Origin of the sequence: Fuerstiella marisgermanici (assembly GCF_001983935.1) — a bacterium.
In the GTDB taxonomy this organism is placed as follows: Bacteria; Planctomycetota; Planctomycetia; order Planctomycetales; family Planctomycetaceae; genus Fuerstiella; species Fuerstiella marisgermanici.
In genome coordinates this window covers 8,329,960-8,355,371 of the sequence record NZ_CP017641.1, presented here as the reverse complement: position 1 = coordinate 8,355,371, position 25,412 = coordinate 8,329,960, and the positions used below count along the sequence as shown (strand labels likewise).

22 protein-coding genes, 1 tRNA gene and 1 pseudogene are annotated in these 25,412 nt (G+C 56.0%); 12 read left to right on the top strand and 12 right to left on the bottom strand.

Translation table 11 applies throughout. The features are described from left to right. The first annotated feature begins 64 nt into the window (after positions 1 to 64). Positions 65 to 790 (top strand): RNA polymerase sigma factor, encoded by a 726-nt coding sequence (locus Fuma_RS31585; protein WP_077028681.1) that lies wholly within the window; start codon positions 65 to 67, stop codon positions 788 to 790. Positions 791 to 796: 6 nt separating this feature from the next. On the opposite strand, the gene Fuma_RS31580 is transcribed toward Fuma_RS31585, so the two are convergent. The 7 genes from Fuma_RS31580 to argC all read right to left on the bottom strand — a co-directional run bounded on the left by Fuma_RS31580 (position 797) and on the right by argC (position 8,239). Next, positions 797 to 1,321 (bottom strand): hypothetical protein, encoded by a 525-nt coding sequence (locus tag Fuma_RS31580; protein ID WP_077027620.1) that lies wholly within the window; start codon positions 1,319 to 1,321, stop codon positions 797 to 799. Between the two features lie 163 nt (positions 1,322 to 1,484). Further along, positions 1,485 to 2,054 carry a response regulator gene (locus Fuma_RS31575; protein ID WP_077027619.1) on the bottom strand — a complete coding sequence of 190 codons (570 nt, stop codon included), beginning with the start codon at positions 2,052 to 2,054 and terminating at the stop codon, positions 1,485 to 1,487. A gap of 76 nt (positions 2,055 to 2,130) precedes the next feature. After that, positions 2,131 to 3,348, bottom strand: coding sequence for a sensor histidine kinase (locus Fuma_RS31570; RefSeq protein WP_077027618.1), 1,218 nt, complete (start codon positions 3,346 to 3,348; stop codon positions 2,131 to 2,133). 106 nt (positions 3,349 to 3,454) lie between these two features. Further along, positions 3,455 to 4,939 carry a glycerol kinase GlpK gene (gene glpK / locus Fuma_RS31565; protein WP_077027617.1) on the bottom strand — a complete coding sequence of 495 codons (1,485 nt, stop codon included), beginning with the start codon at positions 4,937 to 4,939 and terminating at the stop codon, positions 3,455 to 3,457. Between the two features lie 113 nt (positions 4,940 to 5,052). Beyond that, positions 5,053 to 5,865: an MIP/aquaporin family protein gene (locus Fuma_RS31560; RefSeq protein WP_099091841.1), complete on the bottom strand. Its 813-nt coding sequence runs from the start codon at positions 5,863 to 5,865 to the stop codon at positions 5,053 to 5,055. Positions 5,866 to 6,011: 146 nt separating this feature from the next. Then, complete coding sequence (argJ, locus tag Fuma_RS31555) at positions 6,012 to 7,229, bottom strand: bifunctional glutamate N-acetyltransferase/amino-acid acetyltransferase ArgJ (protein WP_077027616.1); 1,218 nt, start codon at positions 7,227 to 7,229, stop codon at positions 6,012 to 6,014. Beyond that, on the bottom strand, positions 7,223 to 8,239 hold the full coding sequence (argC, locus tag Fuma_RS31550) for an N-acetyl-gamma-glutamyl-phosphate reductase (RefSeq protein WP_077027615.1): 1,017 nt from the start codon (positions 8,237 to 8,239) through the stop codon (positions 7,223 to 7,225). The genes argJ and argC overlap by 7 nt, the downstream gene beginning before the upstream one ends. Before the next feature lie 655 nt (positions 8,240 to 8,894). On the opposite strand from argC, the gene Fuma_RS31545 reads away from it, so the two are divergent. The 5 genes from Fuma_RS31545 (at position 8,895) to Fuma_RS31520 (ending at position 14,077) form a co-directional block, all read left to right on the top strand. Next, the gene (locus Fuma_RS31545) at positions 8,895 to 10,214 is read left to right on the top strand and encodes a hypothetical protein (RefSeq protein WP_077027614.1); all 1,320 of its coding nucleotides are present in this window, start codon (positions 8,895 to 8,897) and stop codon (positions 10,212 to 10,214) included. A gap of 197 nt (positions 10,215 to 10,411) precedes the next feature. Further along, the gene (locus Fuma_RS31540) at positions 10,412 to 11,437 is read left to right on the top strand and encodes a sugar phosphate isomerase/epimerase family protein (RefSeq protein ID WP_077028679.1); all 1,026 of its coding nucleotides are present in this window, start codon (positions 10,412 to 10,414) and stop codon (positions 11,435 to 11,437) included. A gap of 70 nt (positions 11,438 to 11,507) precedes the next feature. Then, positions 11,508 to 11,756 (top strand): hypothetical protein, encoded by a 249-nt coding sequence (locus Fuma_RS31535; RefSeq protein WP_077027613.1) that lies wholly within the window; start codon positions 11,508 to 11,510, stop codon positions 11,754 to 11,756. 331 nt (positions 11,757 to 12,087) lie between these two features. Continuing rightward, positions 12,088 to 13,233 carry a Gfo/Idh/MocA family protein gene (locus Fuma_RS31525; RefSeq protein WP_077027611.1) on the top strand — a complete coding sequence of 382 codons (1,146 nt, stop codon included), beginning with the start codon at positions 12,088 to 12,090 and terminating at the stop codon, positions 13,231 to 13,233. Positions 13,234 to 13,600: 367 nt separating this feature from the next. Beyond that, entirely contained in the window at positions 13,601 to 14,077 is a 477-nt protein-coding gene (locus Fuma_RS31520; protein WP_077027610.1) for a GreA/GreB family elongation factor, read from the top strand. Positions 14,078 to 14,090: 13 nt separating this feature from the next. On the opposite strand, the gene Fuma_RS31515 is transcribed toward Fuma_RS31520, so the two are convergent. Then, positions 14,091 to 15,290 (bottom strand): S1C family serine protease, encoded by a 1,200-nt coding sequence (locus Fuma_RS31515; RefSeq protein WP_077027609.1) that lies wholly within the window; start codon positions 15,288 to 15,290, stop codon positions 14,091 to 14,093. Positions 15,291 to 15,427: 137 nt separating this feature from the next. Then, positions 15,428 to 16,291 (bottom strand): hypothetical protein, encoded by an 864-nt coding sequence (locus Fuma_RS31510; protein ID WP_077027608.1) that lies wholly within the window; start codon positions 16,289 to 16,291, stop codon positions 15,428 to 15,430. A 240-nt stretch (positions 16,292 to 16,531) separates the two neighbouring features. On the opposite strand from Fuma_RS31510, the gene Fuma_RS31505 reads away from it, so the two are divergent. Then, positions 16,532 to 16,604: transfer RNA gene (locus Fuma_RS31505), tRNA-Cys, on the top strand. 31 nt (positions 16,605 to 16,635) lie between these two features. On the opposite strand, the gene Fuma_RS31500 is transcribed toward Fuma_RS31505, so the two are convergent. Continuing rightward, a complete protein-coding gene (locus Fuma_RS31500; protein WP_077027607.1) occupies positions 16,636 to 17,853 on the bottom strand; it encodes a tyrosine-type recombinase/integrase in 1,218 nt (405 codons plus the stop codon). Between the two features lie 955 nt (positions 17,854 to 18,808). On the opposite strand from Fuma_RS31500, the pseudogene Fuma_RS36945 reads away from it, so the two are divergent. Beyond that, positions 18,809 to 18,919, top strand: a pseudogene (locus Fuma_RS36945) (N-6 DNA methylase); the annotation flags it as partial. A 382-nt stretch (positions 18,920 to 19,301) separates the two neighbouring features. Here Fuma_RS36945 and Fuma_RS31490 read toward each other — a convergent pair. Continuing rightward, positions 19,302 to 19,592 (bottom strand): hypothetical protein, encoded by a 291-nt coding sequence (locus tag Fuma_RS31490; protein ID WP_077027606.1) that lies wholly within the window; start codon positions 19,590 to 19,592, stop codon positions 19,302 to 19,304. A 54-nt stretch (positions 19,593 to 19,646) separates the two neighbouring features. On the opposite strand from Fuma_RS31490, the gene Fuma_RS31485 reads away from it, so the two are divergent. Both Fuma_RS31485 and Fuma_RS31480 read left to right on the top strand, forming a co-directional pair. After that, positions 19,647 to 21,107, top strand: coding sequence for an IS66 family transposase (locus Fuma_RS31485; protein WP_077022387.1), 1,461 nt, complete (start codon positions 19,647 to 19,649; stop codon positions 21,105 to 21,107). 364 nt (positions 21,108 to 21,471) lie between these two features. Continuing rightward, positions 21,472 to 22,092: a hypothetical protein gene (locus Fuma_RS31480; RefSeq protein ID WP_077027605.1), complete on the top strand. Its 621-nt coding sequence runs from the start codon at positions 21,472 to 21,474 to the stop codon at positions 22,090 to 22,092. Positions 22,093 to 22,429: 337 nt separating this feature from the next. Here the strand turns inward: Fuma_RS31480 and Fuma_RS31475 are convergent, their stop codons facing one another. Further along, complete coding sequence (locus Fuma_RS31475) at positions 22,430 to 22,627, bottom strand: hypothetical protein (RefSeq protein ID WP_077027604.1); 198 nt, start codon at positions 22,625 to 22,627, stop codon at positions 22,430 to 22,432. Between the two features lie 532 nt (positions 22,628 to 23,159). On the opposite strand from Fuma_RS31475, the gene Fuma_RS31470 reads away from it, so the two are divergent. After that, on the top strand, positions 23,160 to 24,623 hold the full coding sequence (locus Fuma_RS31470; protein ID WP_077027603.1) for an ankyrin repeat domain-containing protein: 1,464 nt from the start codon (positions 23,160 to 23,162) through the stop codon (positions 24,621 to 24,623). A 1-nt stretch (position 24,624) separates the two neighbouring features. Continuing rightward, on the top strand, positions 24,625 to 25,026 hold the full coding sequence (locus tag Fuma_RS31465; RefSeq protein WP_077027602.1) for a VOC family protein: 402 nt from the start codon (positions 24,625 to 24,627) through the stop codon (positions 25,024 to 25,026). The last annotated feature ends 386 nt before the right edge of the window (positions 25,027 to 25,412 follow it).

The following is a 25,412-nucleotide window of genomic DNA, read 5'->3' as shown; positions in this document are numbered from 1 at the left end:
ATCCTGTGCATTGACGGGCAGTTACGACGGTAAAGCTCAGATACAGCCGGAGTCTCACCATCACATGACCTCATCCCGCCCACGACGCTTCGCGACGACTCGTTGGAGTATCGTGAATGCTGCAGCTCACCCTTCCACTGCGACCGCGCGCATTGCGATGGAAGATTTGTGCCAGACGTATTGGCCGCCGGTCTATGCGTTCGTTCGTCGGCAGGGCATACCGCGGACGGATGCCGAAGATGCGACTCAGGCGTTCTTCCTGCACCTTTTGAATTCAGATTTCGTTCAGACGGCGGATCGGGATCGCGGACGTTTTCGTTCGTTTTTGTTGAAGTCAGTCAGCAACTATCTGAAAGCCGATTATCGCAAACAGACGGCCACAAAACGGGGAGGTGCGGTGGAAATATTTTCTCTGGATTTCGACGCTGGGGAAAAACAATACAATGCGGAAGCCTCCGAATCGGTGACGCCGGAGCAGCTGTTCGAACGTCGCTGGGCGCTCACGCTGTTGCAGAATACGGTGAACCAGCTTCGCAGCGAATACGCCGATCGCAACCATCTTAAGCTGTTTGATGCCCTGGAAGCTCACGTAAATCAGAACGCCGCGCGACTGCCGTATGCGGAACTTTGCGACACTTTGGGCATGACGGAAGATGCGATCAAACAGGCCGCTCGCCGATTGAAACTTCGGTACCGAGAAATTCTGCGGACAGAGATCGCGAACACGGTCGATTCAAAAGACGATATCGATGACGAATTGCGGCAGTTGATGAATGCGTTGTCAGGTTGACCGAATTCAGTTCGACCGCGGCTTCGGCAGCGGGACAGTTTCCCAATCGTCGTCGTTGGTGGCGGCATCGAGGAGTGAGGGCAGGCCGGCTTGCCAGACTTCGGTGTAGTCGTCGGGAAGCGATCCAGCCAGCGCTGTTGGGGTCAGGGGACGTGACTGGAAGGATCGGTCATCGGCCGAAAAGAAGACGAGCGGCGGGTTGGCCATCCACTGCACCATGTGCTCGGCCACTCGATCGGTGAGTTCGGCCGGGGCGTCAGGAAAGTGCGTATCCGTGACAAGCACGAACTGACAGGCTTTCTGCTTTCGGCCCCAAAGCCGATCACATCCTCGCTGCAGAGCGCCGCAGAAGCGATGCCGCAGGAACGAAGCCTGTTCCTCAAATTCCAGCGTCCGATACGGAGCGAGATCGTCGTCCTGCGATGCCAGCAGCGGGATGGCGTTATGCTGCATGTCGATGCCGCCCGCCAGCCATCTCATTCGTGCAGTTTCGATCAGAACGATGAGCAACACGGGCTCCTTGACGTTCATTGCGCATCGGTCCGGTGGGTTAAAATTGCGGCGATGGTTCGTGTGGAGAAGGTCCGGCCCTCACTATAACTGCCGTCGAAAAAGTTGCCAGACTTTCAGCAATTTTCGTCAGCCAGGGAGCACTCATGGAGTTCTGTTTCCCATAGCGTGGCCGAACCAGCGATCATTCATTGGCGGCCCCGTCGGCCAAAGGGCTGTCGCTAAGTGCATTCGCGTGAGCCTCAAGCTGTCGGCCTCGGTCGAGCAGGGCGGTGAATTCGGCGGAATCGGAAATCCCTTTCGCTTCGGCAAGGCCAGCCACATCGTTGACGAACGTCCGCAGGTCGTCCGCAAACTTCAGCTTGGTCGCATGTTGGCGGTACCGCTTGGCAGCTCGGTGCAGCGTTGCGATGAGTTCGTCAGGATCCCAGGGTTTCGTAATGTACTTGTACAGGCCGCCGGAATTAATCGCCTCAACCACAGCCTTGATGTCGGCGTAACCTGTAAACACGATCCGGACGGCTTCCGGGAACTCTGCGCGAGCGTGCTGCATTAGTTCTGTGCCCGTCATGCCGGGCATTCGCTGGTCCGTCATGATGACGTGGATCGAATGCTGTTGCAGTATCTTGAGCGCTTCTTCGCCGGATTCTGCTGTATGAAGCTGAAAGTCGTGTCGAAGAAGGCCCTTCAGCGAGAACAGCACATCGGGTTCATCATCGACAATCAGAATGGGAGGTTTCGTGTCCGTGGACATAGCCTGCTCTGTCTTCCGCGGGCTATCGCACCGCGCAGTTTAGGGGAGAGTTGTTTGGTTGGACTGAGAATCTCATTTAGAAGGCCTTCTGAGATTTCGGCAGCGTGACTGTCAGAGTTGTACCGACTCCAACGGCGGAATCAAATTCAATCGATCCGCCGTGCTGCTGCACGATCCCATAACATACGGCCAGCCCCATACCCTGGCCAGAACCGACGGGTTGAGTTGTATAGAACGGCTCAAACAATCTTTGCTGAGTCGTTTCATCCATGCCACTGCCCGTGTCAGACACGGTGACACTGATGTCGTTGGCGTTCTCACGCGCCGACACAGCAATTGTGCCTCCGTGTTCGCTGGCCTGGATGGCGTTAAGCAGAATCCCGTGCAGCACCTGCTTGATCTTGGCGGGCCAGCAATGGCACATCGGTTGCCCATCGTAATTGCGTTCGATGACCAGTTCTTTGGCAGCCAGGTCTGCCGCAAGGACGTCGAGCGTCAATTCGAGTGCCGCGACGACGTCCATGGTATCGACGTCGGCCTCATCCAAATGAGCAAAATCACGCAGGTTACTGACGATGCCGCGAACACGACTCAACCCGTCGCTCGACGATTCAAACAATCGAGGCAGATTGTCCTTCAACCACGGCAGGTCGCATTCGTCTTCGAGAGCTCGGATGCGGTCGGCCAGTTCCGGGTCGTGCTGTTCTGCAATCGGCACGCAGCAGTGATATTCGTCCACCAGCTTTAGAAGTTGCTGAACATCACGTTGCAGCACCGCAATGTTGTTGGATACGAAGGCGACGGGATTGTTAATTTCGTGAGCCATCCCGGCCGCAAGTTGCCCAACACCCGCCAGCTTTTCGCTTTGCACCAGCGCGGCCTGAGTTTCTCGTAACTGACGGTTTTGACCAATCAGTCTTTGTTCGAGTTCGATGATTCGCGCGCCGGCTCTTAGTCGAACTTTCAGCTCTTTGGGATGACACGGCTTGATGAGAAAGTCGTCAGCCCCGGCTTCCATGCCTTCGACCAGATTTTCATTGTCGGAACGCCCGGTCAACAAAATGATGTAGACGTATCGGCTGTCGGCCGACGCGCGGATTCGGCGGATCAGCTCGAGCCCATCGACTTCCGGCATGATCCAATCGGTGACGACAAGCGGAAAATGAGTCTTCTGAAAATGCTGCCACGCATCCTGACCATCTTCTGTTTCGCAGACCTCGTAGCCCCATCTTGCGAGCTGCACCGAGAGCCGTCGGCGTTCCATCAGACTGTCTTCTGCCAGCAGAACCTTCATGCGCAGACTCTACCTCGCAGAAATCTCGTCAACGCTGAGTTCGCTTTTGTGAGCAGCCAACGGAAGCGATTCCAGACGGTCGCTCGGCTATACGGAGGCAGTGGCCTCATGATTCCTCCCAGCCAGTGGATCGGTCCAGAGCTCGCTGCCAGCCATGCATCAGCTTGTCGCGCTGTGGCTTCTTCATAGTGGCTTTAAAGCGAGCGGCTTCCTGCCAGTTGGTTTCGATTTCCTTTTTGTTTTTCCAATAGCCGATAGCCAGGCCAGCCAGATAGGCGGCTCCCAGTGCCGTTGTTTCCGCAATGACCGGACGGATCACGGGAACTCGCAGCAAGTCCGACTGAAACTGCATAAGCAGTCCGTTTAACGATGCTCCGCCGTCGACTCGCAATTGTTTCAGCTTCAGTCCGGAATCAGCTTCCATGGCGGTCAGCACGTCAGCGACCTGAAAGGCGATGCCTTCGAGGGCCGCTCGAGCAATATGCGATTTCGTAGTTCCCCGGGTGAGGCCGACCATCGTTCCGCGAGCGTAAGCGTCCCAGTGAGGTGCTCCCAAACCGGCGAAGGCGGGCACGAGATAGACGCCGCCGGTGTCCGGGACTTCGGCCGCCAGCTTTTCAACTTCAGCCGACGTCTTAAACAGGCCCAGGCCATCTCGCAGCCATTGCACGACGGCTCCAGCGATGAAGATACTGCCTTCCAGTGCATACTCAGTGCGGTCACCGATTTTCCAGGCGATTGTGGTGAGCAGTTTATTGTTTGACGTGACGGGCTTCGTGCCGGTGTTCATTAACATGAAGCAGCCTGTACCGTACGTGTTTTTCACCATGCCAGGCTTGGTACAGCATTGGCCGAAGAGTGCCGCTTGCTGGTCGCCTGCGATGCCCGCGATCGGAAGGCTGCCACCGAGCAGCGTGGTTTCGGTGTAGACCTCGCTGGACGATTTGACTTCAGGCAGCATGCTGGCGGGGATGTCCAGCATCTTCAGCATTTCCGTGTCCCATTGGCCTTCGTGAATGTTGTACAACATCGTACGACAGGCATTGGTGGGATCGGTGACGTGAGTCTTGCCGCCGGTGAGGTTCCAGATGAGCCACGAATCGACAGTGCCGAACGCCAGGTCACCGGCTTCGGCCTTCTTGCGTGCTCCTTTGACGTTGTCCAGAATCCACTTCACTTTGGTGGCGGAAAAATACGCATCCAGAATCAGGCCGGTCCGTTCCTGAATGTTGGCTTCGACGGCCGGAGACCGCAGCTCGTCGCAGATGCCCGCTGTACGGCGGTCCTGCCAGACAATGGCGTTGCAGATGGCTTTGCCCGTTTTCCGATCCCAGACGACGGCTGTTTCACGCTGATTGGTGATGCCAATTCCGGCGACGTCGCTGGCGGTAATCTTTGCCTTCCGCAGGACGCTTTTGGCAACGGCCAGCTGAGACTTCCAAATATCGTTGGGATCGTGTTCGACCCAACCGGGCTGCGGGAAGTGTTGCGGGAACTCTTTCTGAGCCGTCGCAACGGCAGAACCTCGCTTATCGAACAGAATGGCTCGGGAGCTGGTGGTTCCCTGATCGAGTGCAAGAATGTATTTCATGCTTCTTTCCAATCGTCCTGGAGTTTCAGTCGACGTCGCCTCTTCTCATCGAATGCTTTACGCGGTGGCGAAAACCGCAAACGCAGGACAGAGGCGATGTGTAATGTTGATGGCTACACCGCTGCGGGCCACAGAGCCTGATAGAAAAATGCGGCGATGATTCCTCCGATGATCGGCCCCACGACCGGAATCCACGAATAGCCCCAACCGGAATCGCCTTTGTTGGCGATGGGCAAAAAGAAATGAGCGATGCGTGGTCCCAAATCGCGAGCGGGATTGATCGCGTAGCCGGTGGGTCCGCCAAGTGACAGGCCGATCGACCAGACCATCAGCCCCACGAGTGCCGGGGCAAATCCTTCGAGAAAGCCGGTGTCGGGCATCAAATTTTCCGGTCGGAGGATCGCGAGGACCCCCAGCACCAAAACAAACGTCCCGATGATTTCGGTAATCAGGTTCGCCAGCGTATCGGGGATCGCTGGAGAGTTGCAGAAGCTGCCTCGAATCGCGCTGGCATCGGTCGTTTCTTTCCAGTGAGCCAGATACGTGAGCCAAACCAGAACGGCCCCGGCAATGCCACCCAGCATTTGGGCGACAATGTACCCAGCGACCTGCGGCATTTCGAACTCGCCAATCGCTGCCAGGCCGATCGTAACAGCGGGGTTCAGATGAGCACCGCTGATGTGACTGGTCATGTAGACGGCGAAGGCCACGGCCAATCCCCAGCCGGTGGCGATGACAATCCAGCCGCTGTCGTGGCCCAGCGTCTTCTTCAAATTGACGTTGGCGCAGACTCCGTTGCCCAGCAGCACCAGAATCATGGTTCCAACAAATTCCGCGACGTATGGTGACATGAAACGAGTGCTCCGTAGCGCAAAAAACAAGTGTGCTTTGGAGCATAGCGACTCTGCCCGGCGTTTGGCCAGCATCGGCGGCGTGAATTTTCAGGCCGCCGATAGTGGCGAATCGCAGGTAGTGCCACATCGCAGGTTCAGCGAACAACGCAAGCGATGTGGAAGTCAGCATTCATGAATGTTCGACTCACCACGTGCGTCGCCTGCCGGGGCAGCCCGGTCTACGTTGTGTAGTCCGAATTCAGCCGGACGTATTCCTGAGTCAGGTCGCTGGTCCAAAAGCAGACGCTTTCTTTGCCGGACGCCGGACCGCCGGACAACACTAAACGCAGATAGACGTCTCGTTCACTTTTCATTTGCGCGGATAGTTCGGCTTCGTCGAAGTTTGCTGGAGCCCCGTCTTTGAAGACGACAGTGTTGTTGATCGTCAACGAAAGGTGAACGGTATCGAAGTCGATTCCCGCGTAGCCGGCCGCAGACGTGATTCGCCCCCAGTTGGGATCGTTGCCGGTGATGGCCGTCTTGACCAGTGCGCTTTCGGCAATCTCTTTGGCGACTTTGAAGGCGGCGTCTCGAGTTTCAAAACCTTCGACATCAATGGTGATAAAGTGGTCGGCTCCTTCCGCGTCTCGAATAATAGACGTGGCCAGTTCTTCGCAAACCTGCTGCAGACCGTCGCGTAGAGTTTGGAAGTCGTTGTCATCTGCCGGAGCGGCATCGGCGGCTCCGTTGGCCAACAGCAGCACAGTATCGCTGGTGCTCATGTGACCATCGACGCTGATACTATTAAACGTCCGCTCCACACAGTGCTTCAGCAGATCGTCACATTGCTCAGCGGTTAACGCAGCGTCAGTCATGATGACGGACAGCATTGTGGCCATGTTAGGAGCAATCATCGCGGCACCCTTCGCTACCCCAGCGATCTTCACAGCCCCGGATGACATGCCGACACTGGCAGTGAATTGCTTGGCAAAGGTGTCGGTCGTCATCATCGCGGTGGCAGCGGCTTTGAAGGCGTCGTCAGACGGCGCCAGTGCGTCGACGGCCTTTGGGATGCCGGCAGTGATTACGTCCATCGGCAGATTCACACCGATGATGCCAGTGGAACACACGAGGATGTCTTCTGCATTGCAGCCAAGTGCTTCCGCCACCCGCGCCGTCATGGCTCGCGCGTCGTCAAGTCCCTGATTCCCGGTACACGCGTTCGCGTTTCCTGAGTTGATAATCACCGCGCGGATGCTGCTCGCGGGCACCCGTTCTTTGCAGATCGTCACCGGCGCACCGACGACTCGGTTGGTGGTGAAGACGCCGGCGGAAACAGCGGGCGTGTCAGAAACGAACAGCGCCAGATCCGGCTTACCACTGGCTTTGATGCCACAGGTGGTGCCGGAAGTTTGGAAGCCAGACGGCAGCGTCGCGGTTTGTTTTGACTCTAGCACGGCAGCATCCCCATTCTTTGATCGAGGCCCAGCAGAAGATTCATATTTTGCACGGCGACTCCGCTGGCACCTTTAATAAGATTGTCTGTCGCGGAAAACACGACCAGCTGACCCTGATTCAGGCGTACAGAAATGTCACAGAAGTTCGTGTGAGCCACATGCTTTGTTGCAGGAATATTATCGACCACACGAACGAAAGGTTGGTTCGCGTAGAATTTTCGCATCACATCAAGAAGCTCTTCCACCGACTTCGGTTCTTTCAGCTTTGGGTACATTGAACACAGGATGCCTCGGTCCATGGGTATCAGGTGAGGGTTGAACGCGACCTGCACGGCGGCTCCACCAACATCGGCGAGCACCTGTTCGATTTCCGGCGTGTGGCGGTGAGTTCCAATGCCGTACGCGGTAACACTTTCGTTGCATTCGGCGTACAGCGTGCCCAGCTTCGGCGTTCGCCCGGCACCGCTGACTCCGCTTTTGCCATCGATAATGATGCCCGTGGGTTCAATCAGGCCGGCCGCGAGCAACGGTGCCAGCCCAAGAATCGAAGTGCTGGTGTAGCAACCGGGATTGGCGACCAGACTGGCTCCGGGAATGCGGTCGCCATAAATTTCCGGCAGGCCGTAGACGGTGTTGCTTAACCGCGTCGGATCAGTGTGCACGTGACCGTACCACTTTTCGTAAACGCCGGGATCGCTCAGCCGATAATCGGCGCTTAGGTCGACAACTTTGCAACCTGCATCCAGAAGCTGAGGCACCGCTTCCATGCTGGCGGTGTGCGGCAGCGCGCAGAACACGATGTCGGCGCGGCTGCCGACTTCTTCCGGCGACAGATTTTCGCAAACAAGGTCAAACTGGCCAGCCAGCGACGGATGAATTTCGCTGACGTGGGGTTTGGTATCCTGCCGAGTTGTCAGGGCCGTGACTTCCACGTGCGGATGGCGAGCGAGAATCTTCAGAAGCTCAAGGGCCGTATAACCGGTGGCTCCGAGAATGGCGATGCGTGTCATGAGAATGTTTCGTAGCTCGACCTTTCTCAGTCGAGCGGTTGTAGTTTTGAGCGTGTTTTGCCGAACCTGGTACTCTACTCGTGGTAGTGTGTCTTTCGCCGCTAATCGTGGCATTAAGGTCGTCACAAATTGCGAGCGGCGACAGCTCGACTCAGAAAGATCGAGCGACCGCATTCTACGGACAGCGCAGGTTGCCGCAATGGCCCGGCTTTTCGGGCACGAACCTTCGAATATTCGGGATTCTTACGGAAATCGCGTGTTTGCTTTTCAAAGTTGCCGGTTGCCGTCAGAATGCCGGGCCTTATCGGCGGATGACCGCCGCGTGATTCAGAAAAACGGGGCTGTTGAGACGACGGCGCGTCTCCATTCCCACCTGATCGTACGTTCTTGTTCCTAAGGCAGAATGTCCACCATGGCGAAATTCGCTACGCTTGCGTCTGACGCTCAGACCGCCGGAAACGGAATTTCCCGACTGGCTTTGCCCCGGACTTCAGGATCATGCCAGCAGCGTGGACACCTGCTTTGCTATCGACTCGAAAAATTCGGTTCTTAGCCCGCCTCGGTGGGTTTTAGCAAATTGAAAACACCTATTTGTCTCTTCAAATATTCTTTGGAACTGACACGCCTCTTCTAACTCATTAACAGGTGAATAACTTTGGCTGCTTCGACGTCAATTCTCGCGGATAAACTGCACGAGTACCCTCAACAGGATGTGATCGACGGAGGATCGGCTTCGATTCTCGACGACTGCCTCAACCAGAACGACGGGGTGTTGCAGCTACTGCATCGTTACGCTGGCCGAACATTTTGTACACCAGGCAGACGCCTTCGCCTCGATGCGGAGTCTTACTATCCGGACTACATGAACGGTACGGGGCTCGATGAAATCTGGATGTGCTGCACAGTTCCCATCGTGACGGGTGTCATCGACACGCGGACGAACAAAGCACCGTTCCGCGAAGGTGAAGCGCATGTCCTCACGCCGGACGGCCAAGTCATCTCGCTACAGGATTTGATCACGGCCAATCCGGAAGCAGTTATGGGTGAGAAGATTACGGCCTTCTCAAAATCGCTTTACGGCGATCCAACCTGGCCGATCGTGTCGAAGAAGTTCGACAATCTGAATCCGATTCCGCATCACCTTCACTGGTCGAAGTGGGAAGTCTACGACATCAATTCCTTCGACAATCCCGGAGTCAGCCCGTCGCACTATCACACTACGGCGATGGGGCTGTACCCGTTCGTGACGAAAGATCAGTTTCTTGCCTGCATGAAGAGTTGGGGACAGGGCGAATACAACGGGGTTCGCCACTTGTCGCCTCACACGATGATGCACATTGATAACGGCTTCGTGATGCCGAACGGCGTGCTGCACTCGCCGACAGATCTTTGCACGCACGAGCTACACGTCACGATGGATGAGCATTTCCTGGCCGAAGACCTGACTCTTGACGGACGCATCGGAGCAGCGGATGCGTTTTACGCATGCCGGGAAGAAGACTATCCGAAGGATAAGCACGAAGACTGGGAATACCTTGTTGAAAAGTTCGACTTCGAAGCCAACCAGGATCCGGACTTCGTCCAGAAGAACTCACGTCCGGCAATCGCCGCGGAAGAATTTGCAGGCGACGGTGTGGACGCGAAGTGGATCGTCTACGGTGATTTCCTCGGCGACCAGAAGTGCTCGATCCTGCGTCTCACCTTACAGCCGGGCGGCAAGACAAACTTCTGCCCGGAGAGTCCCACGCTGTTCCACACCAACGGCGGAAGCGGTCGCGTTGGAAAACTCGCAGTGAAATATCACCAGGACATGAAGCTCGGCGAACTCTACCCTGAAATCGGATTCATCACTCAATCTGCACTCAACAACGGCGGTGTGGCAATCGAGAACACGGGATCTGAGCCGCTCGTGTTGACCTTCGACTTTCCGCAGAACGCTCATTCCAAAACGCCCGGTGTTGGCGGTTCGAAGTAGTACTGGATGTCAGTCGTCCGCAGACCGGACTGACTGATTGGGCGTATGAACAGTGGCAGATCAATTCCTCAATTGCGCAACGGAATTTGCGGCGCCGCTGGTTCGACGCCAGGTCATAAGCTAAGCTCTCAACCCTCAAAAACCACTGGTCATCCCAACAGCAGATGGCTGAACACGACGTCGTCAAAGGAGAAAACATGAGTGCATTGAAACTTCACAACGCCATGTGGCCTGGACTCGTCGGCAAGGGCGATGAAGAAGGTCAGGAGCCGCCGATCAGCCTCGAAAAGATGCTGGAGCTAACCGCTGCTGCTGAGGTCAACGGGCAGAAGTTCGATGGAATTGACTACTTTCTGTTTCACCCACACACAGACCCGGAAGCCAGCGACGACGAACTTCGGAAGATCGCCGACCTGATTGCTTCTCACGGATTTTCCGTGGGTTCACTGGTCGCACCCATCTGGCCGGGCACCGTCGGCGATTCCGCGATGGGTGACGACGAAGCTCGAGGAAAGTTTCTGGACGCGATCAAAGTCGGCTGCCGCATCGCGAAGATCTTCAACGAACACGGCGTTCGCAAATACGGTGTGATCCGCATCGATTCCGCCGAATTCGGTGTCGAAAAATGGCGAGAAGACGCGAAAGCCAACACGTCCAAAATTGCATCAACCTTTAAAGAAGCCGCGAAGATTGCAGCCGATCACGGCGAACGCCTGGCCGCCGAAGGAGAAATCTGCTGGGCCGGGATGCATAGCTGGAAGGATATGCTGGACCTGCTGGAAGAAGTCGGCATGCCGGAATCACTGGGCTTCCAGGCCGACCTGGCTCACACGTATTTGTATCTGCTGGGCTATAACGCGCCCGAGCATGCACTTGTTCAGCCCGGCTACAGCGACGAAGAATTCTACGCGGCCTACAAGACGATGACGGACAAATTACGTCCGTGGACCATCGACTTCCATGTGGCTCAAAATGATGGCGAAGTTCACGGAGCCGGTTCGCACGACAAGACGGGCAAGCACTGTCCGGCCGACGATCCCAACGGAAAACTGGACATCGTCAAGTGTTCGCAGTACTGGCTGGAAGGCGCCGAAGACCGCGGCATTCAACACATCTGCTGGGACGGCTGTATGTTCCCAAATGCGATGCTCGAAAATCCACAGACATGGAACACGATTCTGGATACGATGATTAAAGTTCGGGACGCTCACGGAACGGCATAGAGAATTGCTCAGGCTTCGAACGGCAGAGTTGCCCCTTTCTGAATTTCGCTGGAAACGGACACCACCAACCATGGCTATTGACTACGAAGAGCTTCGGCAGCTACCGGCTATCGATAAGCATCGGATTATGGAGTTCCTTCGGGAGGAACTGGAGTCGTCCTGTCAGAGCATTACCGATCTGATATCCGAAGAGGACTGGCGTCGAGCGAAGGAATCGATGGCGGAAATGGACGCCCATCCCGAACGATCGCTCACCGAAGAACAGATGTGGGCCGAAGTAGACCGCCTCCGCGCCGAAAGACTGAAACAACGTGGTTGAGCCGATCTGGACTCTCCGATTTACGCCACTGTTCCCTCTGACACTGGAAGCAGCGACAGCTTGGTACGACACGAACGCACCCGAAATGACAGATGCATTGCGGGCTGCAGTTTCGCACCGACTGCAATCGATACAGGCAATGCCAACGTCGTTTCAAAGATTCGAAGGACCAGTGAGTCTGGCACCACTCTCCCGTTTTCCTTACTTCATCCTCTTCCGAATCATCGAACCTGCTACGATTGAAATCGTCGAATTGGTGCATTCATCCACCGATTCTTCCAACTGGTCACGTTAATCGACTTATTTCTTTCACCTTGTTTTTGCAGAACCCATGCCAAACCAAAAACCTCTCAACATCGGACTCATCGGCTATGGCTTCATGGGCCGAACTCACAGCAACGGCTACAAGCGAGTCAATGATTTCTTTCCGGAACTTGCCTACCGTCCGGTGCTGAAGGCGGTCTGTGGACGAACGGCGGAAAAGACTCAGGAGTTTGCCGATCAGTGGCAGTACGAAAGCATCGAAACCGACTGGCGCAAGCTGATTGCTCGGGATGATATCGACGCCGTGGACATCTGCACGCCGAACAATTCACACGCGGAAATCGCAATCGCCGCGGCCGAAGCGGGCAAGATGATTCTGTGCGAAAAACCGCTGGCACTGAATCCCGAAGAAGGCGAACGCATGATTGCCGCCGTTGAAAAGGCGGGCGTTGCCAACACCGTCTGGTACAACTATCGTCGCGTTCCGGCAGTGAGTCTGGCGAAGCAGTTGATCGACGAAGGTCGCCTTGGTCGCATCTTCCACTACCGAGCCAACTTTCTGCAGGACTGGACCATCAACGAAGACCTGCCTCAGGGCGGTGCCGCGTTGTGGCGACTCGATGCGAAAGCAGCGGGTTCGGGAGTGACCGGCGACCTGCTGGCTCACTGCATCGACACGGCTGTTTGGCTAAACGGTTCCATCACCGACGTCAGTGCCATGACGGAAACGTTTGTCAAAGAACGAATGCACAACGAAACCGGCAAGATGGAACCCGTCACTATCGACGATGCCTGTGCATTCCTGTGTCACTTCGGTAATGGTTCACTGGGGCTGTTTGAAAGCACGCGGTATGCTCGAGGACACAAGGCGCTTTACACATTCGAAATCAACGGCGAACACGCCTCCATTCGCTGGGACCTTCACGACCTGCATCGCCTGGAATACTTCGATCACGCTGACGATTCGATCGTTCGCGGCTGGCGATCGGTTCACTGTACGGATGGCGACATGCCATACATGGACAAGTGGTGGGTGCCGGGGCTGCAAATCGGCTACGAGCACACGTTTGTGCATCAGGTAGCCGACTTCCTGAAGAGCGTTGAAACTGGCGAACCTTGCAATCCGACATTCCGAGATGCCCAGGAAACTCAGCAAGTGTGCGACGCCGTCCTGGAAAGCGCGAGGACACGTCAGTGGAAGAATGTGGGATAGAGGCCACAACAGAATTTCGCTGGCATCTGCCCACAAACACATGCTGACTTCGGACGACTGGCCGTCATAGCATTCGCCGGAATTCCAAGGCGCAGGATTCCCCGTGAAATCGACGATGTCTCAATGAGTGGATAGACGTCTGAGTGGTCGGCAAATAGATTTGCTTGGTGATCTCTGGCGGTCCTGCTATACTTGATGGCCACACATTCAACAATCGGCGGCGGGTGGAAGAGCTTCTTCCACCCGCCGTTGTTCATAAACTGCAGGGCACGACCTCCTGAACCATATTCGGTTGGCTCGTGTCCTTTCTGTTTGTCAAAACACAACGCCCAAAACTTTCAGGTAAGCACTCAACCGAGGTCCAGATATGTCACGCCAGCCCATTTCACGAGCCGGATACGACAAGCTGCGCTCAGAAATCCAGACCCTGGAAGACCAGAAGCCAGCCATCCTGGAACGCATCAAACTCGCACGCGAAGAAGGCGATCTGAAGGAGAACGCCGAATATCACGCCGCCCGCGAACAATTGGCTCACCTGGAACGACAGATTGGGACCAAGCGAGTCACTCTGTCCAGTTGCGAGATCATGGAAAAGTCCGACATGCCAAAAGGCGTCGTGGCTTATGGTTCTCAGGTCACCGTCAAAGACCTTGAGGACGGTATGGAAGAAGTCTACGAACTGGTTGGCCCCGGCGAAGAAGACTACGAGGGCGACATCCTGAAGATCCTGACCTCAAGCCCGCTGGCTCAGGCGATGCTCGGCAAGAAAATTGGCGACAGCTTCGAAGCCGAAATTCCGGCCGGCACACTGCGCATGGAAGTCGTCGCGATCCAGGATCCTTGAAGAGCAGGGCTGTTCAGAGAATCAGCTTCTGTGCTTCCAGAGTAATCTGCAGTTCGCCCCGCTGGCCGCGACGGAAGATTTCGACGCGGATTCGATCGCCGGGCGAATGCTTCTTGAGCACTTCTTCCAGCTCACTCGGGCTGGTCACAGGCTGGCCGTCGATAGCAGCGATCTGGTCACCAAGCAAGATTTGAAATCCGTACTGCCTTGTCGGTTCTAAATCGGTGGCCGCAGCTGGTCCGCCACGTTCAATCCGCTTGATGAATAGTCCCTGCTGAATAACGGTCTCGGGCACACCAAGCTCAGCGGCCTGCGCTGGAGACAGCACCGACAGCCCCAACCACGCCTTTGACTTGCCAGTTGTAGCGGACAGGACTCGGTCAACCGAAGCAATCACACTATTGATCGGCACGGCAAACCCCAGCCCCGAATAGGCCCCCGTTGGCGATACGATCGCAGTGTTGACGCCAATCATGCGGCCGGAACTGTCGAGCAGCGGGCCGCCGGAATTTCCCGGATTGATAGCAGCATCAGTCTGAATCAGTCCGTTCAGAAAACCTTCCCCGTTGCTCGATTCAGAAGCAACGCTGCGGTCCAGGCCGCCGATGACACCAGTCGACAATGTCTGATCAAAGCCAAACGGACTGCCGATCGCCAATACCAGTTGACCGACCTCAAGATCGTCAGATGTCCCCAACGCAATCGGTCGCAGCTGGTTTGTCGGTGCATTCACTTTCAAAACCGCAACGTCAAATTCGCGAACTCCACCAATAACTTCAGCATCGACGACAGACTCGTCCGCGAACTGTACCTGAAGCTCCGCGCCGGGCTGGTGTAGTGTCTGTTCGACCACATGCAGATTCGTAACGATGTGCCCCTGACCGTCCCAGACAAACCCCGTGCCTGAAGACAGTTCCTGCTCGACCACACCTCCAAACAGAGCCCGTTGGTACCCCTTGGTTCGAATGAACACAACGGACGGCGAGGCTTCTCTAAAGACGGAGATCGTCGCTTGCTCGTCAGCGCCTAGCGTGCCGCGTGGCGTCACGTCTCGCGGCACATAGTTTGTGGCGACAGGCGCTTGAGCGCGCCCGTTCGACCACGTCTGATAAACGAGCGCCGCTGTCAGCAGCATCAGCGCGCCCACCAGCAGCGAGTTCGCTGAACTGGATGCGGGGCGGGCTGGTTTGGGGCCGGGAGGGTAATCTGCCATGAGACTGCTCGGTGGAAGTCAGAGTGGTCTTGCCACTACAGCGTATTACGCTGACTTGTGGCCGTGGAACAAGCGTTTCGTACTATTAATGCTGTTTGCCACGAGCCCGAACCGTCCACGACAAAAGGTAAACTGCTCTAAGCTAGCTCGCCGAGTTTATCCTGAATCTCGCCGAACGCGGCCAGCAATCGTTGCTGAACCTTTTCCGGTTGCTGTTCAAATGTCTTCATGACGCCACTGTCGAGACTCTTGTTGATGCGCTCCAGCATCGACACGGTCCGTTTCCAAACCTGGTCCGGAGTTGGGTCCGGGCGTTCGAGGACGGCGATCTCTGCGCTCTGTTCGCCAGGAGCCGGGGCCGCTGCACCGCTGCGAAACGGAGCGTATTCACCGGATTCCCGAGCTGCGGCTGCCATTGTTTCGGTTGCGCCGCCTTCGTAGGCCACGCCTGCTCGAGGCCCTTGGCCGGCCGGAACGAATCCTGCCGGATCCTGAACCGTGCTTAACGGCATGTCGCTGGTGTCCATGACGAGCGGCGCTGCCCATTCTGAATAATGCTCGTCCGGTTCAGCGTACAGGTCTTCGCCGTTTTGAGCTCGCCGCCATGCTCGCATTTCCGCGACGGTGGCTTCGTTTTCGTCGGCCCAGTTCAGACACTTTGTGGCGTCTTCCCAATTAAGAGCGACGTAAAAGAACGACCACTTCAGGTTGTTGTAATTGTCATGGGTGGTACCAAACGCTTCCCAGACACGTCGGCGCTGGTAGATCTGATCGCCACTAAGTCCAACCATTTGGCCGAAATCGCCATCGGTGCGGCCGCGAGCGTATTTTGTGGTCCACTTTGAGGCACATTCTCCGACGACCCAGTTGCACTGGCTGACGGCGTCTCTCGCAAAGGAAATAAGTTGTTCTTCAGATTCAGCTACCACAATGGACTCCGCAGAAACGATGGGAATTGACTCGACGCCGTCCGTGGCAGTTTTCAGTTTGTTGAAATCCATGCTATACGTCGCAAAGCATGCGATCTACCAAAGCTGTGACGAACCTCAAATTTCTGCCGGTGTCCGGAAGGCGAGGGTCGGGTTCGGCAATTCGCTAGTGCAAGCCGCCAAAATTCCGTTGTTTTTAACTTCAGGGGGCTGGTGGGATTGCCGATGAATGACCTATAATCGCCGCCAACGACGTTATCAGCAAAGTCTGCGTTATTTGCCTGATCTCTCAACGTTGGGTGATCGATAACTGGGGCCGTGGCCAAGTGGCTAAGGCGCGGGATTGCAAATCCCGTATTCGTGGGTTCGAATCCCACCGGCCCCTCTAAGAAACCCAGCATTTTTGCTGGGTTTCTTTATGCGCTGCGTATTCGCGTTGAGCTGGTGTTGTGTGAAGTGTTGTGTTGCGATTCCCCTCCGGAACTCAACGACTGCTTAATCCCCTCCTCTCTTGCCAAAGCCTCGTAGAGCTTCTTCGCTGTTAGCTCCGCCTGCTGGCCAACGTAGAACTTCATTGTCGTCGAGATGTCATCGTGCCGCATCAGTTCCATTAGCTCTGCCGGGAAAATGCGTCGGGACCAACGAAATCCGAACGCCCGCCGAAGGTCATGCGCACTGGCGTACTTCACGTGCTTCTTCTCGCCGCGACTGGATTCATCGACCTTGATGGTAGCCGCCTCTCCCATTCGGCTCAGCTTTTTTCCTGTTTCGCGACGCCCTGGCCGCGTGCCAGTTTTCTGTGGCAAATCAAATACGAATCCAGAGCGTTCCTCCGCTGGCACATCGAGCAGCATTTCCGCAAATTCTGGAGCCACTGGGTAAATACGATCCTTCCCGCCCTTTTCATCCTCGGGCGAGATCAGCAGAAACACGTATCCGTCGGCTGAGACCTGGACGCGGATTCCGTCCGCCCACTGATCCCACGTGAGATCAATGGCTTCTGACAGCCGAAGCCCAGACCACCAAAGGCCTTTCATGAATCGTTGCCATGCTGGGGCGCGTATCGATACGACTTGCCCCGCCGCGTCCAACATCCGCTCGAACTCCTCCTCCGTGATCGGACGGCCCTTCATCTGCTTGGCATGTTTTCCCTTCTTCGGTTCCTTGATAGTCGGAACCTCGCTGATGAACTTTTGCGTCTTTGCCCAATTCATCGCCGTTCTGAGATTTCTAAGGTGTTTGGCGATCGTGGCTGGCTGTCGGCCAGCATCGGCCAACTTCAACTGAAACTGTGTGACCCACTGACTGGTGACCTGCCGAAGTCGTTGTGGCCCCATCAATTGATCGACCATTGAGAAAGTCGAATAGATGCTGTCGTGAGATCCTGGCTTGAGGCGGGGTTGCATGTACTCCCGTTCGTACCGCTCCTTAAACTCCGCCCAGCTTTGCTTTGACGGTGACCTGTAAAGTCCGTTCCGAAGTTCCGTCTGCCATTCGACTGCTGCTAAGGCTGCCTTTCGCCGATTGGTTGTCTTCGACGATTTGGTCTTTCGTTTCCCCGTCACTGGATCTACGTACTGCAACGACAGGAACTTGCGGTTGTAATTGACGACATAGACAGTGACGTCTTCCATCTCATTCACCCTTCATCTGACATGCGGCTGGGGAGCGACTGTTTGGCTCGCCAGCGAAAACGCGGCTTCCCGTTAAGAGCCGACCCCGCCAGTGCCTGGACTATACCGCGATTCATCGGCATTGAGTCTAGCAAAGGAAATTTTCAGAAACGCCCCCACCACAATATAACCGAGCAGGCCCTCGATTGCCGCTGCCAGCCGAATATCAGGAGTTGGCTTGAAGTCGCCGTAGCCAGCGTTGTCCGCGTAACGAGGCTGAAATATGTAGCTGTAGCAAATGCCTTGTCGAACGGACCACCAACGCCACCAATGAGGCCTCAGTGCTGCGAGAGAACAGCAAACACAAAGACTTAAAACTCCGCTTGCGTACTCGTCATTCTTGTTTTCAACTGCGGCTCCAATGTCGTCAGAGCTGAAAATTTTCTCGGAGCGGTTACCGCAGGTGGCTCAATTGGAACTAAGGCAGCAAGGACCGGCACCGTGCCGGGCTTTACATCAGATTCCTCAGTGTTAGTGGCCACCACTGAGTCTTCACCGATGCAGCGAGCGGGGAAGTTGCTTCTGGCGAATCTTAAGCAGCCGCCTCCGTGGCAACTGGTACCAATGGTGCTAACGCTTCTTCGCAGAAGCCGTCTGGGTGTACCAGGCTCGCGACAAGTTCCGGCAGGTCGCATGCTGATGCAGAAGCGACTTGGCCTCCACAACGACGCCTGCTTTCGTGGCCGATCCCACACAAGTAGATCTTTCAACTGCCGAAGTAGTCACTTCCGCCAACTGGGGGCCATCGTTCGTAGCAGATACCGGCCAAACTAGTGGTCGAAGAAAGCTGACTTGACGTGTTTTCGTTTTTTCTGTTTGCTGCGGATTTGCCTTGGGGATTCGGGAGATTGGCGATGAGCATGGATGCGAAGTACGTTGTGAAGTTGGCTGTTGATGAGCGGAGCGAGTTGCAGTCGACGGCGATATTCGCGAGACAATCGTCCAAGCGGATCTTGTCGAACGAATGGTCGCCTTACCCGGGCAGCTCTTTACGAACAGGCAGATAGCCGGGTGGCTCAGCATGCTGCAGAGTTTTCTGCGGAGTCTGCCAGTGAATGGTGTACTCGCTGCTCGCTTGCTGATCTCGGCCGTCAGCACCCGCCGACGCATTTCGCTCCGTAACTCCGTATTAGTAGTCACCGAGCCAAGCTACCAACCCCGGCCGCGCCGGAAACACGTCACTCTGACGCGATTTCCGATACCATCCAGAATCAGAAACTGAACATCTAATCGCTACGCAATCTTACCGCCCGGCCGACCTCGCCAATCACGACACTTTCTCGCCGCCGTAGGCATACAAGTGCAGCGTGCATGTCCCGAAATTGTTGCAGTGGCCGGAAAGTTATTCCGAACAGCGGAGTACACGGAAGTTGTCAACCATTGTTCCGATTCGCATCAGGTCTCGTGGCTCACTCCAGAATGCTGACGAAATCCAAGCCAATGATCGCTTCACCAAGCGTTGTTTCTGCGGAGAGACCAACGGCAATTGTGTCTTCATTGAGCGCTCCGGAATTCACAAGATCATTCTTGCTGAACAACACGAGGAGGTCGTCCAGACCGTCACCATCAACATCCTCGACATTGATTTTCACCGGACTCTGGCCGAGCGTATCGATGAGGAGTATGTCGGCGAACAGGACCGTCGAGTCATCAATAGTCGTTGCATCAAAATCTGGTGATGACAGAACGTAGCTGTCCATTTCAGCTTGGAGACTGGTCTTTTTCTGTCGGTTAGATTTTGATACGACAGGTGGATGGACACGGATGTCAGTCAGATCATCGCTGTGGAAGTGAAGCAGCTTGTGCTTAGCCTGCAGCGTGAGGTTGCGGAGCTGCGGGACGAGAACCGGCGGCTGCGTGATCGGATTGAAGAGCTCGAAGGTAAGAACCCCACAGAGCGACTCGACGAGGCGTTTTCGGTGACGGCGGAAGAGAGACGCCGCGCTGAAACGGGCCGCCGAAAAGGTCGCAAAAAACAATCCTCGGCGCGTCGCGGTCGTCGCACAACCGAGCAGAAAGCGGACAACGCCGAACGACGCGAACTCATTCTGCCGGAAGGTTACAACGTCGCAGAGTGCCGTTTCGTTCGGGAACGTTTCGTCTGGAGAGTGATCAACGGCCAAGCCGTGCAGGTCGTCTATGAAATCTATCACGGCCCCAACGGCGAGAAATCCGAAATTCCGGGCGTGTGGCCGCGGTCCGAATTCGGCATTGAAGTTCATATCGCGCTGGCTCGCATTGTGACCATCACGGGACTGTCGATCGACAAGACGTGTGCATTGATTGAATTCTTCTGGAATCTGCCGCTCGGCAAATCCCAGGCGGACGCTCTGTTGAATCAACTGGCACGGCGTTGGGAACAGGAATTCGAATCTCTGTGTGACCTGATGGCGTTCAGTGCGATTGTGCATGCAGACGAAACCAGTTGGAGTATCAACAGCGTGTGGGCTTTTTTGTCGGAGAAGGCGCGCGTGCTGATCTTCGGATGCCGCAAAGACGGCGACACACTGGCTCAGATCCTGTCGAAAGAATTGTTTGGAGGCGTGCTTGTTTCGGACGATGCGGCCGTGTACCGAGGTTTCAGTCACGCACAGAAATGCTGGGCTCACCTGCTGCGGAAGGCCATCCGTCTGACGCTGCTGAAGCCGGACAACGAAGAGTACCAGCGACTGCTCGACGGCCTGCTGGAAATTTTCTACGCGGCCAAACGCCACGCCGCCGATGGTCGTCTTGGCGATGCCGGTCGTGCGGCGAAGGTCGATGAACTTGATAACACGCTGGCGGCTCTGCTGGTGCGTTACTGCGCCGAGGATTCCGATGTTCGGGCGGCCGACTTCGGCAAGGATTTTGACAACCTGGTCTCAGAACTGATTCGGCTGATGACGGAAGAGGAGTTGTTTTGTTTTGTGACAAGCCCGGCCGCGCCAGCAACGAACAACGAAGCGGAACGCAGTCTTCGCGGCGCGGCCATGGACCGTCGCACAGGTCGAACGAGCAAAACATCGAAGGGAGCCCGTCGCCGCAGCATTCTTACAAGCGTCCTGGAATCGCTGAATCTCCATCTGAAAACACCAACGCTCAGTTCCGTGGTGGCCGAGGTCATGACGTGGCAGCAGGATGGATTCAGTCTGTTTGATCGACTGAAACTTGAAGTCGGCCTGACCTCCGCGCCGCCCGGTCAGTCGCGACTGTCCAAACTCGTCCCCGCCAACTGAACACCACACCTCACGCTGCGCACCACGCGGAAATGGACAGCTACGTTCAACGTCGGCGAACTGCGGTTGCTGCAAAATCCGCCCGTCGATCTGGTGTGCCCCGTGACGCAAAGTCGTCCCATTGATGGTGTGCTTGCGTAGGGCGAGCGGGGGACGTGAGTTCACTGAGGAAGACAAAAGGGAACATTGTACTTCAAGGTTCCCTCTCTAATCCCGCCGTCCAATTAGGCAACAATTCACAGCGGCGTTAGCAGTCTGAGAGAAACTTTCCAAAAGTTTCCTGTAACACTTTGCGGGCGTTTTCGCTGAACAGTCTATGGCCCGACCAAATTCACACCGTCCACCGAATTCACAGGAAAAGACCATGTCACGCCGCTTGATCTCCGCATTTGTTGCCGCTTCTTCCGTTCTGGCCGTGCACTGTCAGGCGTCCGACTCCGGACGCCGGACCGGCAGCGATATCGCTGTGTACGAATTCATTCCCTACCCGTCGGCGTCCGGCTCTGAAGACGCGTCGATTGACGACGCGTTCGACGAACAGGCGGCCGCGGAAGACTTCATTAAGTTGCTGCGAGCGGAAGCAGCCAACACGACCAGATCGCTGTTTCCCGAACCCATCAAGGTGCTGGACCGCCATGAACTGAATTCCGTCGATCCGTACGCCACGATGCCGGAAACCTGGTGGACCAACGAAGTTCAGGACGAAACTCAGGAAGCGGCCGACGAACTTCTGCAGATGATCACCGACATCCTCGCCATGCTGATGGAACTGCTGGGAATGTCAGAAGAGCAGGCTCTGCAGACCCTGGACGAACTGCTGGAACACTATGAGCTGGAAGAAGTTCACGCCGCGTTCACGGCGGTCGACGACGAGGCGAGCCTTCAGTACCTGCTGCTGATTCTGCTCGACGATTCCACCGATACGGTGCAGTCGCTGCTGGAGGCTCAGTTTGATACCAGCCGGTCGATCATCGGGAAGCTGTGAACGGAGTCGCCTTGACGGCGATTCCGGTTTGGGTTCCGGCGCGTCCGCAGGGCGAGGCTGAAACGTCGACATATTCTCGCGAAATGTTCACTTCGAGACCTTCCCGACACAGCGTGTCCGATGCCACTCGCCCATAATGGTCCGATCCACCGTGCGACTCCTTGCATCGCTGTTCGCGACCAATCTGTTCTCAAACGTCTGCGTTTCACACCTTTCGATTGACCCGACTCAACGAAAGTAAACGAATCAGGGCGATCCAGTTTCGGAGTGAACAAAAACCAGTGACAGCCTGCCTGATCTTTCCAACGCCCAGCTACGTCGACGAGCCCGTGGGAGACTAAAGACTGTGGACGACGGCCTGCTGATTGATCAGAGTCACCGACTGCACGTGGCGGCGGGCGCTGAACTTTCGGACGAAGTGCATCCAGATCTCCGCCGCGCTGCCAAGTCGCTCAATCACCGGTGGGACGTCTTTCGGAATCACGCCGCGCGACTCAACTGGCGGCCGGTCCAGTCGACCAGTTGCAGGTTTCATCCCAGACATAGCTCTACTTTGCTTCGAAGATTTCGAGCCTGTTCCTCCCAAGGCACGGATTGAAGCAATGGGCATACAGGACACTGGACACGCCCTCCGGGGTTAGTTGCGCGTCAATTTAAGCTGCGTCGGTCGATGAGCCGATGCAGATTGGGAAATTGCGTATCGGGATCCGGAGAGCAGCAGCCCGAAGCCACTTGCATGCCCATGTCACGCCGTCATTTGTTGCCGAATTGCATCCGCCCGAACTCATGCTGTCATGCCTTCGTAGCGGTGTCGCTGCTGCAGCGATTCTCTTTGCTGCCGTCACTGCAACAGTTGCGTCCGCGAGAGAAATTGGGCCATCGTCGGAAGTGAATTCAGGGTCTTCGGCTATGCAGGCTCGCGATTTGCGCCTACTATGTGAACTGCGGTCAGGGGCCGCTACCTGGTTCGCGGAAAGGGCCGTGCCCACCCCTCAAGTGACACGACAATCTAATCACGACCAACTTCAGCCTTTAGCGAACCGGGCTCGAAAAAGAAGGAGGTCGTTATGTCAAACGATTCTGATGCTGCGCGCACCGATCGCCCGAATCTGGAGCAGAAACGTAAGCTTGCCAAGGAACTGCTAAGGGCGGTTAGGTCTCTGGATGGTAGCAATGCGGCGAGGTTTACATGGAACCACCCGCGGTTTCGTGGCAAGACACCTCAGGATGTGATTCGCGACGGCGTGTCTCTGACCGAGGCCCAACATGTCATCGCCCGGGAAAGCGGCTTCGAAAGCTGGCCAAAGCTGAAGGAATACATTCGGCTGTTGGAGGTTGAACCGGGAGGCCCGGCAGCGGCATTTGAAGACGCCGTTCGCGCGACGATTCGTGGCGATGCAGAGTTGCTACGAGAATTGCTGGGGGCGCACCCTGAAATCGCTACGATGCGCTCGACCCGCCAGCACAAGTGCGTGCTGCTGCATTACATCGCTGCGAATGGTGTGGAAAACGAGCATCAGATCGTACCTTCCAATGCGCCGGAGATTACTCGACTGCTGTTCGATGCTGGCGCTGCACAGGTCGTGGATGCGACAACGGAAATTTACGGCGGCGGCCCTGGTTCGACACCACTTGTCGCACTCGTCTCCAGCTCGCATCCGCATCAGGCGGGTGTGCATGCAGAACTTGTGCATCTCTTCTGCCAGGCGGGGGCATCAGTCAACGGCATCGAAGACGACGGTCTACCGATGGCCGTAGCCTTGGGATTTCGATATCCGAATGCAGCCGAAGCATTAGCCTCCTGCGGAGCAAGAATCGACAACCTGCCAACGGCCGCCGGCATCGGGCAATTTGACTTGGTAGAAGCGTATCTCAACGAATCTTTGCAGCTGGTTTCGAACGAATGTCACTTTCCGAATCCACGGCACAATGGATTTTCAAGAAGCGTCGCCCCCCACCCGTCAGCCACGCTTCAACAGGCATTGGTGTTTTCCTGCATGTCAGGCCACGTAGCGATCGCCAAGCTGCTATTGGATCATGGCGTCGGCGTAAATGGTGGCCCAAGACGTGGGATTACGGCTCTCCACGAGAGCTGCTACCAAGGGGAGGCGGAGGCCGCGCATTTGCTCCTGCAGCACGGTGCAGACCCAACGCTTCGGGATGAGATGTGGGAGTCGACGGCTATCGGGTGGGCGGATGGCGGCAACCAGGATAGCCTGACCGAATGGCTGTTTGAAAACTCCGCAGTCGACATTCTCGACGCGGTAGAACTGCGCAGATACCGGGTTGTACGACAGTTACTCGAGGCGGACCCCACGCTGGCAGACGCACCACATGGCAGTGGAGGAGCATTGCGGTTCACGGCTTTCAAAGGCGACACCGAAATGGCTGAGCTGTTGCTCGAATTTCAGGCAGATCCGACGCTGCGAAACGAAAACGGACACTCGGCACTCGACTATGCGAAGAGGTCGGACAACCAGGGAATCATACGTCTACTAAACGCGGCCACTGAAAAGAAACTGGGAGAATGAAATGGTCACCACGATGAAAGACATGGTTGCGATGTTGATCTGCGACGATGTGCAGGAATCCATCGAGTTTTACAAAAGTGTCCTCGGCTTCTCTGTCGTGAATCGCATGGACACAGTCGGCAAAACCGGATGGGCGTCGCTGAATAATGGAAGTGTCCAATTGATGTTGGCAAGTCCTGGGTACATTTCGGAGCCACTAAAGAGCAACGGACGCTATTCTCAGGCGATGTACTACTTCTATCCCGAAGACGTTGAGAGCCTTCATGCACAGATCCGTCGGAGCGGCTTGACGGCGTCGGATCTGACGGCTCGATTCTATGGGATGACGGAATTCGAAATGCTGGACCCAAGCGGCCATGTGCTCGTTTTCGGACAGGAAACCATGAAGAAGTCCACCACGTAGCGTGACAATCGGAATTCGCTGAAAGCCTCAAACATTGCCAAGAGGCTCTCCCGTCACACGACCGCCCGAGGAAAACCACCGGTAGCGACCTGCTTTGGTGCCCCCGCTTAAGCACCGGTGCCGCTACCGATTCAAAAAGGCAGTTGAGCCGTCGTTTGCGGGATCGTCGTGGTTTCAGCTCGCAGCAGTCGCAGTGCGGTCGCAGGTTCAGAGAACGCAGCAGCCAATCTGATGATGCTCGTGTGACGTTTGGCGTCGTGACAACAGGACTATTCGTAACATAGCTCGAACCCATCACCGTGCGGTTACGTTTCAACGCTATGCGTATTACACCGCTTCTGGCGGTTTGCGAGTAATTTTCAACGGCCATACACTAAACTTCGATC

Bases quoted from the DNA above. Each gene is read 5' to 3' on its own strand.
- Fuma_RS31585 (WP_077028681.1), top strand. From the start codon at position 65: ATGACCTCATCCCGCCCACGACGCTTCGCGACGACTCGTTGGAGTATC.
- Fuma_RS31580 (WP_077027620.1), bottom strand. From the start codon at position 1,321: ATGAACGTCAAGGAGCCCGTGTTGCTCATCGTTCTGATCGAAACTGCA.
- Fuma_RS31575 (WP_077027619.1), bottom strand. From the start codon at position 2,054: ATGTCCACGGACACGAAACCTCCCATTCTGATTGTCGATGATGAACCC.
- Fuma_RS31570 (WP_077027618.1), bottom strand. From the start codon at position 3,348: ATGAAGGTTCTGCTGGCAGAAGACAGTCTGATGGAACGCCGACGGCTC.
- glpK (WP_077027617.1), bottom strand. From the start codon at position 4,939: ATGAAATACATTCTTGCACTCGATCAGGGAACCACCAGCTCCCGAGCC.
- Fuma_RS31560 (WP_099091841.1), bottom strand. From the start codon at position 5,865: ATGCTGGCCAAACGCCGGGCAGAGTCGCTATGCTCCAAAGCACACTTG.
- argC (WP_077027615.1), bottom strand. From the start codon at position 8,239: ATGACACGCATCGCCATTCTCGGAGCCACCGGTTATACGGCCCTTGAG.
- Fuma_RS31540 (WP_077028679.1), top strand. From the start codon at position 10,412: ATGAGTGCATTGAAACTTCACAACGCCATGTGGCCTGGACTCGTCGGC.
- Fuma_RS31535 (WP_077027613.1), top strand. From the start codon at position 11,508: ATGGCTATTGACTACGAAGAGCTTCGGCAGCTACCGGCTATCGATAAG.
- Fuma_RS31525 (WP_077027611.1), top strand. From the start codon at position 12,088: ATGCCAAACCAAAAACCTCTCAACATCGGACTCATCGGCTATGGCTTC.
- Fuma_RS31520 (WP_077027610.1), top strand. From the start codon at position 13,601: ATGTCACGCCAGCCCATTTCACGAGCCGGATACGACAAGCTGCGCTCA.
- Fuma_RS31515 (WP_077027609.1), bottom strand. From the start codon at position 15,290: ATGGCAGATTACCCTCCCGGCCCCAAACCAGCCCGCCCCGCATCCAGT.
- Fuma_RS31510 (WP_077027608.1), bottom strand. From the start codon at position 16,291: ATGGATTTCAACAAACTGAAAACTGCCACGGACGGCGTCGAGTCAATT.
- Fuma_RS31500 (WP_077027607.1), bottom strand. From the start codon at position 17,853: ATGGAAGACGTCACTGTCTATGTCGTCAATTACAACCGCAAGTTCCTG.
- Fuma_RS31490 (WP_077027606.1), bottom strand. From the start codon at position 19,592: ATGGACAGCTACGTTCTGTCATCACCAGATTTTGATGCAACGACTATT.
- Fuma_RS31485 (WP_077022387.1), top strand. From the start codon at position 19,647: ATGGACACGGATGTCAGTCAGATCATCGCTGTGGAAGTGAAGCAGCTT.
- Fuma_RS31480 (WP_077027605.1), top strand. From the start codon at position 21,472: ATGTCACGCCGCTTGATCTCCGCATTTGTTGCCGCTTCTTCCGTTCTG.
- Fuma_RS31475 (WP_077027604.1), bottom strand. From the start codon at position 22,627: ATGAAACCTGCAACTGGTCGACTGGACCGGCCGCCAGTTGAGTCGCGC.
- Fuma_RS31470 (WP_077027603.1), top strand. From the start codon at position 23,160: ATGTCAAACGATTCTGATGCTGCGCGCACCGATCGCCCGAATCTGGAG.
- Fuma_RS31465 (WP_077027602.1), top strand. From the start codon at position 24,625: ATGGTCACCACGATGAAAGACATGGTTGCGATGTTGATCTGCGACGAT.